This window comes from Gordonia sputi NBRC 100414 (assembly GCF_000248055.1).
Lineage (GTDB): Bacteria > Actinomycetota > Actinomycetes > Mycobacteriales > Mycobacteriaceae > Gordonia > Gordonia sputi.
Map to the genome: position 1 here is coordinate 18,770 of NZ_BAFC01000070.1, position 8,483 is coordinate 27,252.

General features: G+C 63.5%; 8 protein-coding genes. 4 read left to right on the top strand and 4 right to left on the bottom strand.

Annotation, left to right across the window (positions count from 1 at the left end):
- Window positions 1-48: 48 nt before the first annotated feature.
- The 4 genes from GOSPT_RS11725 to GOSPT_RS11740 all read right to left on the bottom strand — a co-directional run bounded on the left by GOSPT_RS11725 (window position 49) and on the right by GOSPT_RS11740 (window position 4,409).
- Complete coding sequence (locus GOSPT_RS11725) at window positions 49-411, bottom strand: hypothetical protein (RefSeq protein ID WP_005206403.1); 363 nt, start codon at window positions 409-411, stop codon at window positions 49-51.
- Window positions 408-2,855 carry an ATP-binding protein gene (locus GOSPT_RS11730; protein ID WP_005206404.1) on the bottom strand — a complete coding sequence of 816 codons (2,448 nt, stop codon included), beginning with the start codon at window positions 2,853-2,855 and terminating at the stop codon, window positions 408-410. The genes GOSPT_RS11725 and GOSPT_RS11730 overlap by 4 nt, the downstream gene beginning before the upstream one ends.
- 69 nt (window positions 2,856-2,924) lie before the next feature.
- Window positions 2,925-3,254: a hypothetical protein gene (locus tag GOSPT_RS11735; protein ID WP_039855779.1), complete on the bottom strand. Its 330-nt coding sequence runs from the start codon at window positions 3,252-3,254 to the stop codon at window positions 2,925-2,927.
- Window positions 3,255-3,698: 444 nt separating this feature from the next.
- Entirely contained in the window at window positions 3,699-4,409 is a 711-nt protein-coding gene (locus GOSPT_RS11740; protein ID WP_005206406.1) for an NUDIX hydrolase, read from the bottom strand.
- A 95-nt stretch (window positions 4,410-4,504) separates the two neighbouring features.
- Between GOSPT_RS11740 and GOSPT_RS11745 the strand changes: the two genes are divergently transcribed.
- From GOSPT_RS11745 to GOSPT_RS11760, 4 genes are all read left to right on the top strand, one after another.
- Entirely contained in the window at window positions 4,505-5,767 is a 1,263-nt protein-coding gene (locus tag GOSPT_RS11745) for a vWA domain-containing protein (protein ID WP_005206407.1), read from the top strand.
- 47 nt (window positions 5,768-5,814) lie between these two features.
- Complete coding sequence (locus GOSPT_RS11750) at window positions 5,815-6,795, top strand: ADP-ribosylglycohydrolase family protein (RefSeq protein ID WP_245548709.1); 981 nt, start codon at window positions 5,815-5,817, stop codon at window positions 6,793-6,795.
- Between the two features lie 1,079 nt (window positions 6,796-7,874).
- Window positions 7,875-8,156: a transposase gene (locus GOSPT_RS11755; RefSeq protein WP_245548710.1), complete on the top strand. Its 282-nt coding sequence runs from the start codon at window positions 7,875-7,877 to the stop codon at window positions 8,154-8,156.
- Window positions 8,157-8,206: 50 nt separating this feature from the next.
- The coding region (locus tag GOSPT_RS11760) for an IS3 family transposase (RefSeq protein WP_169330946.1) at window positions 8,207-8,483 on the top strand (277 nt) is incomplete at its 3' end.

An 8,483-nucleotide genomic window follows, 5' to 3' on the forward strand; every position in this document is an offset into this window, starting at 1 on the left:
AGACTGCCGCGGCGCTCCGAAGACCGGCAGGTGTCGACCGATCCGCGGTCAACACGGCCCGACACGTGCCTTGGCGACCACGTCCCCCACGCCTTCACACAGAGCCCTGACCTCGCCGACCGTCGGCGACAGTTCGTAGGCGTGCTGGTGGCAGCACGCGCTGAGCTGGTACCACAGCGAGGCCAGCTGGTCAGCACGCAGTCGGTCGTCGAGCGCTCTGAGCAGTGCCAAGCGTGATCGCATCGTCGCCCGCTCGCACGGGGCGTCGATGGCGAGACATCGCTCGTCGATGTACTCCTCCACCGCTTGCCGCGCGACGACGGCAGCAAGCCGCGACGAATTGCCCGACGTCGAACGACTCAGTCCCACAAGGAGTTGCTGTGCGTAAGCGAGCAACTCGAGCGGTGTCACTTCCCCTCCAAGAGGTCGGCGACGGTCTTCCGCAGATCCCGTACGTTGTCCTTGGTGACGACCGCACCTTCGTGAGTACCCTTGTTTGCAATGAACAGTGCGGGTCCGCGGTAGTCGCGCCACGACCGCCAACCCGAGATATTTGCGCTGGCGTCGCCCTCGAGAGCAAGTGCCACGCGTTGATTCATCTTGGTGAAGTCGCCCCAGAGCTTCTCGGACTCCCGCTGAGACTCTCCATCTGCATTGCGCCACGTGAAGAAGCGTTGTCGCGCAGCAGATTCAATTGCAAGTCGGAAGAGTGCCGGGCATGCCCGTTGCTTCACATCGTCGGGAACATTGTCGTCGACGACCACCGCGTACGCGTCTTCGACGTAGCGGCGTGCAGGATCTTCGGCCGGCTTTACCACCAACCTCGAACCGGACTCGCGCGACACTTCGATCAGATGCGCTTCAATGGATTGCTGACGAATCGCGGTGGCCAGGCGGTCGTCGTGCGAGAACACGATGATCTGTCGAGTCTTTGCGAGATCCCTGAGGACATTGAGGAATCCGTCGATCTTGGCGGGGTCCATCGCCTGGATTGGATCGTCGAGCACGATGAATCGGAATGGACTCGACGACGCCGTAGCCCGCGGCAAGAACAGCGCGAGGGCGAGCGCGTGCAGTTCACCCTGACTCATCACCGACAGCGCGCCTGCAGGTTCGCCGTCGACGGTTCCCTGCAGAATCGCCTTGCGGTGAGTGCGCTTACCTTCCAGCGTGATCGTGGAGACGTCGACGTCACTCTCCTGGCGAAGCTGAGCCCAAATCGCCCGCGCGCCTTCCGCAATCGGCTCGAGTCGTTGCTCGCGCAACAACTGAGCATTGTTGCTCACCCACTTCTTCGCAGCGTCGAGAACCGCGACGATGTCGTCGGTCTCCCTCGCAGTGCGTTCCAGCGCAACCCATTCCATCGTTCGCTCAGCCATCGGCGCCCAGACGCTCTGGTGTTCGTCGAGCGCGGCAGCGGCGTCTGCCTGCACTGCGCCCAAAGCGGCGTGAACAGCGGGGAGCTTCTCTTCGAGATAGAGCGGAAGATCCTCAACCGCAACGGCTTCGAAAACCTCCGCACGCGCGGCCCGATACGCATCGAGGGACGCCAGTTCGACGCCGTCGAGAGGAGCGATGTCGGGCAGCGAACTCAGCAGGCTTCGCGCTGAGCGTTCGAGCTGCTGGATGGATTGTCGCGCTTCGCGATACAGCGCCAGCTGCTCATTCTCTTGATCGATGACCTCGCGTGCGTGTGCTTCCCACTGCGCATCGAGGACACCTTGTTCGCAGACCGGGCACGCGACAGAGCCGGTCCCCGATGCCGTGCGAAACTCCAACGCTGCCGACAGCAACTGTGTGCGCTGCTCGGCACGTTCGAGCGTGCTATCGGCAAGTGTGCGCAGGTTGACCAAGGCGTCACGCAGTTGCGCGGACAGTGCCGATGCGTCGCTGTCGAGTTGTTGATGTTCGACGATCGCCCGTAGCGCGTCGACACCGCCATGTTGGCCACTGACTCCGGACACCATGTTTGCGATCGCGTCGAGGTCATACTTGTTGGGACGCAGAATCTTTGCCAGCGCTACTACGGCCGGATCGTCGATCCCGACCATCGCCTTCTTCAGAGCAGTGCGAGCGTCGTTGGCCGTCTTTCTCGCCTGGCGTCGTGCCGTGTATTCGGCGGTCAGTCGTGTCTCGGCGTCGAGAACCTCGTCGAGCGCGAGGAGCTTGTCGAGCGCGTCGTAGAGCTTCGAGGGCTCCTGTTCGAGAAGTCCGCCGATCTCGTCGTAGCTGAGGATTGGTCGGTGGATCTCGACGGCCGTCGACCATCCCAGGGCATCGACGCCGGGCTCACGTTTCTCGCCCTTGCGCTGCGACCACCGCTTGGCGTCGTCGAGATTCGCCTCCGCCGACCAGGACGCTCCGATCGACGTCGACGGTCCGTCTTCAACGGTGAAGTCGACCTGGACCTCACAGGGGTTGCCGTGGTGCAGATTTCGCCAACTGTCCGCCCACAGTTGCGACTTCTTGGCCCGCCAACGGTAGCTCTCGCCGGTGAGCGCGTACTCGAGGGCTTCAGCGAAGCTCGACTTGCCCGAACCGTTGCGGCCGCTGACGACGGTGATCCCCGGAAATGGGGTGATATCCAACGACGCTTCAGGGCCGATGCCTCGGAAGCCCGACACCGTGATGCTCCGCAGGAATGCACCCGCCGGCTCAGCTTCGGTCTCGGTCGGCTCGGGTCGCTGTTGGGGCGACGCCCCGCCACCAAGTTGTTCGGCAAGAGCCTGCTCGCTCTCCATTGCCGCGATCACGACGTACTTGGCCTCGTCGTTGATATCAGTGTCGTCGTCGAGAAGTTCCCACACCGTCTCCGCGAGCGGCTTCTGCCCAATGGTGTCGATCGTCTGCGTCATAGCTACCCCTTCCGCGTGCAGGATGACTCTGGCACATGGGGCTGACAGGCGGATCGAGTTGTGCGGGAATCAGGACATTTCGAGTTCGAAGTGGGTTGGGTGCCCCGCCTGGTGCCAGTCCGAAATCGTGTGACTCTGAATGGCTTGCGCGGTCGCAGGGTCCTGGCAGTACTCCGCGACACCCGTTTCGTCTATCGCGCCTGCAGGGTTTCCGGCGCAGACAAACCCGTCGATACTTGCGGCGTTGCGGGCGGTGGGCGTCCCTTTGCCCGCGTTGAAGTCTTCGAGGACGCTACGTGCTGTGGCACAGCTGACGTCGCCGGTGTTCACGACCAGAGTCCACGTCGTCTGGTCTGCTGGGATCGTGTAATTCCCGCACATCAGGGACCCGTCTGCCATCGTTCCCGTGTGCGGTGGGTCGGTCACGACTCCTGCGCTGTTGGTCTCAGGCGCGGAAGTTGCTGGCGTCGACTCAGACTCGGTGGACTGCGGCGTGGTGGCTTCGGTTGCTGTTGTCGTCGACGAGACGGTGGACGGTGTCGTTGATGAACTCACAGTCGAAGTCCCGGAAGCCGCGCTATTGGGAGCGTCGTTGCGTGAGCCACACGCTGCCAACGCGAATGCTGCCAACACCGCACAAAGGAGAATTGTCGAGGCCCGGGGTTTGGAATTCATGGTGGGTCATCCGCTCAGCCGAAGGTCACGTTGGTCGTCATCTTCGCCCCCGCACGGTTGATTGGGTATCGGCCATTCGGGCGAACATCGGGTTCACTCGAGTCGCCAGCGCCGGGCTTCGACACTTTGCTGTTCACCTGAATCCGATGGAGTCGAACCGGCCTCCGATCACTCGTCCTTGCTCGGCAGCTTCCATCCGAACGTCGCTGAAGGCGGCGCGCTCTTCATGAACAACCTCGCTGGCCGTCCACCGCCGACGCGCGTCTCCGGAACGCCCAGGCCGTCGACCTTGGGTTCCAACAACGGCTGCACGCGCCGATTGAACGAGTCACGCATGAGGCGTCGACCAAGGATCGCCTCGTGCAGTTCGCGCAGGTCCGACAACGTGTACGGCTCGGGAAGCAGGCTGTCGGGGTCGGGGCGGTCCTCATAACGCTCGCGCAGATTGTCGGTGGCAGATGCAATGATCTCGTCATGGTCGTAGAGCAACCGCTCCCCCGACGCGAGCCGACCATCGGCGTCGAGCGGAGCAAGCTCTCCGACGACGTCCGTCAGCGCTGAAGCAGGAAGCGCGACGGCATGTGCGATCGAGATCGTCCACCCGCGGGGATCTCGATCAGGATCACTGAAGACCGCGAGCAGATGCGGTCGAACGTGATCGGGTGAAAGCCCCAGCTTGAGTTCAAGGACCTCACGCACCGTCTCGTCGACGGTGCGTCGTTCCCGGATGAAACGTCCAGGTAGCGACAACTGCTCAGAGTCTGAATCTCGTTGCACCACAACGTGTAACTGCCCGTCGACGACGGTCAAGACCGCGATGTCGACGGCGACGTTCGGGCGCGGGTAGTTCGCAAGGCGCGAGTCGGAGCCGGTTGCCACCCCTTGACACTATTCGAAGTTTCGCGCAAACTACTAATCGCACTTCCGCGCAAAGTCGCCTTGGTTGTTCACCCGGGCGGGAACAGGAGCAGATCATGAAGTTCTCCACCGCCCTCGATGTCGACGTCGTCGCACATGAGTCCGCCGACGAGGTCTCCGTTCTCATCGAACTCGAGGCGCCTGACGCGCCAGTCGTCGACCGCGCACGGTCCGCGCTGCAGATCGTTCTCGATCGCAGTGGATCGATGAACGGCGCCCCACTCGATGGCGCGAAGAAGGCGCTTGCGGACGTGATCGCACGGCTCGACCCGCAGGATGTGTTCGGGGTCGTGACATTCGACGACCACGCCGAAGTCGCCGTGCCCGCTGCCCCGCTAGCTGACAAGCAGCAGGCCACCCAGCTCGTCGACGCGATCTTCGCTGGCGGGATGACCGATCTGTCCTCGGGATACCTGCGCGGCCTGCAGGAACTGCGTCGCGCCGCCAAAGCATCCAAGATTCGCGGCGGCACGGTGCTTGTCGTCAGCGATGGGCACGTCAACAGCGGGATCTGCGAGGTCGACGAGTTCGCCTCGCTGACATCGAAGGCTGCATCCGACGGGATCATTACCTCGACGCTCGGCTACGGCGCCGGATACGACGAGACACTGCTGTCGGCAATCGCACGCTCCGGCAACGGGAATCATATGTTCGCCGAGAATCCCGACGCTGCCGGGTCTGCAATATCTGGCGAGGTGGAGGGTCTGCTGTCCAAGGCGGTGCAGGCCGTGACGCTGACGGTGCGGTTCGTTCCGGAAGTGCAGCTGAGTCTGTACAACGACCTTCCCGCACACCAGGTCGCCGACGGCGAGGTCTCGATCGAACTTGGTGACCTGTACGGGTCTGAGGCCCGAAAGCTGTTGCTGAAATTGGCTGTTGACGGAATGTCGGGGCTGGGAGTCGCGCAGATCGCCGAGCTCGAGCTGCGGTACGTCGAGTCGGCAACGCTGACCGAGCACACGGTGACCCTCCCGGTGACGGTGAACGTGGTGCCCGGCGATGAGGCGACCGGCCGCGTACCCGACCCGGTCGTGCAGTCGGAGAAGCTGTATCAGGAGGGCCAGGCAGCGAAGCTGCGGGCGTCGCGGGCCTACGAGTCGGGTGATCTGGACGCTGGAGCGTCGTATCTGCTTGATTCACAGCAACTTCTGGGTTCGGCCATGGACATCGCACCGGCGCCGATTCGGTCGGCGATGCGAGTGGAGATGGACGAAATTGGCGACGTCATGTCGGCCGCCGGGGCGGCCGGCGCCGGCTACGCGTCGAAGATGACGCGCGACTCCTACCACCGGAACAACCGGAAACGCGGTCGGGAGTGACGGATTCAATGCACAAACTATCCCGCAACGAGAGGCCTTACACACCTGTGACAACCACTGATCGATCTGACCGCATCGCCGGCACCATCCTCGGCGGTGCGGTCGGCGACGCACTCGGAGTGCCCTACGAGTTCGAGACACGCACACTGCACGACTCCGAAGAACCGCAGATGCTCGGCGGCGGACTGGGCAGCTTCGCGCCCGGGCAGTGGAGCGACGACACCGACATGGCGATGGCCATCCTGGACGTCATCGCCTCGGGGACAGACCTGCGCTCGCCGGCGGGTCAAGACGCGGTAGCGGCAAACTTCCTGCAGTGGTATGCCTCTGAGCCTGCCGACGTCGGAAATCAGACCAGCGCGGTCCTCAGCGCAACGCGCCGACGCCTGGATGTCGAACCCGACGCAGCGCCGGGCATCGTCATGCGCGAGGAATCCTTTGCGTACACGGCGAGAAATCCCCGCTCGGCAGGCAACGGCGCGCTCATGCGCACCGGGCCGGTGGCGCTGGCATACCTCGACGACCGAGATGCCCTGGCCGAAACTGCGAGGGCCACCGCAGGTCTGACACACGCCGGTGACCTCGCAGGCGATTCCTGCGTCCTGTGGTGCGAAGCGATCCGCGTCGCCGTCGTCGAGCAGCGACTCGACGTCACCGCCGGACTCGACCTCCTACCCCGTGATCGGGTCGACAAATGGTCGACGTGGCTCGACGACGCCGCCACACAAGACCCAAAGATGTTCAACCCCAACGGTTTCACCGTCAGCGCGCTGCAGGCGGCCACCTCGTCGATCCTGCACAGCCTGACTCCCGACGTCGAACCGCACGAACACATCCGACACGCGCTGTTCACCACGATCCGGATCGGCAACGACACAGACACCGTTGCCGCCATCGCCGGGGCACTACTCGGCGCACGATGGGGCGCCGACGCTATCGCCGACGAGTGGCGTCAAGCGGTGCACGGCTGGTCGCCTTCAGGGCCGGTCACCGGGGAGCAGGCTGCGCGACGCGTCGTCGAGCGATAGTGCTCCCGGCCGTGAACCACACTTCACGACATCGGCGAGTCGGCTACTGGATTCGAGCCGCGCTCCGCGAAACCATCGTGCTCTTTGTCTGGTGGTCGGTCGGCGCGTTCGTCGTCATGAGGGATGACGTAACGACAGCACCCCCTCCACCAGCACGGTGGGCCGAAACATGCTGCCGTCTGCGCTCTAGTCGCTGCGCGGAATTGTCGGAACGTTCTACGTGTCGATACCTCTCGCGGCCATATTGGCTGCTGGCATTGAGTGGATCGTCAGCCGAGCGCATCAGTGACGCGAAGGCCAACTTCAGGAGTTCGGGACGCACCGCGTCATCGGGCGATTGCGGGTTCGTGCGAGAAGCGACGACGGCGTTAGGAAATTCCCAGCGCTTGAGTGCAGTGCCACGTCCACCATCAGTTCCGCTCGTCGCTCTCAACGTCGACAGCCTAAGCGGCAGTGAATTGACCGGCGCTCTAACCCTGTAAGCAAGTCGAGCTCAATTCCAGCCTTTTTAATGGAGGACTCCATGCCACGTACTTCACTCTGCGTCGCACCCGCTGTCGTCGCACACAACACCGTCGTCTTCAGTGATTCCGCACGGGAGACCAGACTCGCAGACTGGCTGCTTCGGCCCTGATTCCGGATTAACTTCGTTTGCGACGAACTGATCGCGGACACCCTGGCAGTATTCGGAATACCCAGTGACTGTCCCGTCCGACCACCTCGTCTGAATCGGGTCATAGCCCTCTTGGCAGCCTACGATTGTCGGTGCGGCTGCCGACTCCGGCTTGACCGAGGGCGACGGGTTTGCGCCTTCGGTGGACGGAGGTGCTTCAGGAGAAGACGCGGACGAACTGACCACGCTAAACGACGGGGACTGCGTTGGAGAGTCAGACGAGGTGTCGTTGCCCCCACAGGCGGTCACCCCAGCGAGCGCTGCGATCGTTGCAAGCAGGATCACAAGTCGCACGTCATAGCTCAACTTCGCGGCCGGTGCCGCTGGCGTGTCCCCCGTGAACCGGTCCGGGTTGTTTTAGAGTCCCGATTGCCCTGATGAGGGCGGAGAAGGGACGATGAGGACCATGGCAGGACGTAAGCGTCACTCGGCCGAGGACATTGTGCGCAAGCTGCGCCGGGCCGATGAGTTGGCTGCGGAAGGCAAGACCGGCGAGGAGATCGCCGCCGATCTCGAGGTGTCGGCGGCCACCTTGTACAACTGGCGCCGCCAGTACGGCGGTATGGACGGCGATGCCGCCAAGGAACTCAAAGAGTTGCGGGATCAGAACAGCCGACTCAAGCGGTTGCTCGCCGATGCCGAACTCGAGAAGGACGCGCTGCGGGAGATCGCCAAGGGAAAATTCTGAGCCCGACCGCCAAACGCGCCGCCATCGACATGCTCAAGGACATCAAGAACATGTCAGAACGTATGGCGTGCAAGGTCGTTGGGCTTTCCCGTTCCGCCTATCGACGGCTGCCGCAAGCGCACACCCCGGCCGACCCCGACGCCGCACTGCGCGAGCAGCTACGCACCTATGCCCGCAAGAACCCCCGGCACGGGTTCCGCCGGGCGTGGGCGCACCTGCGCTTCGACGACGGCATCGAGATCAACAAGAAGAAGGTGCACCGCCTGTGGAAGGAGGAAGGACTGCAGGTGCGGCGCGCTCCGCGCCGCAAACGGGCCGGCCAGTCAT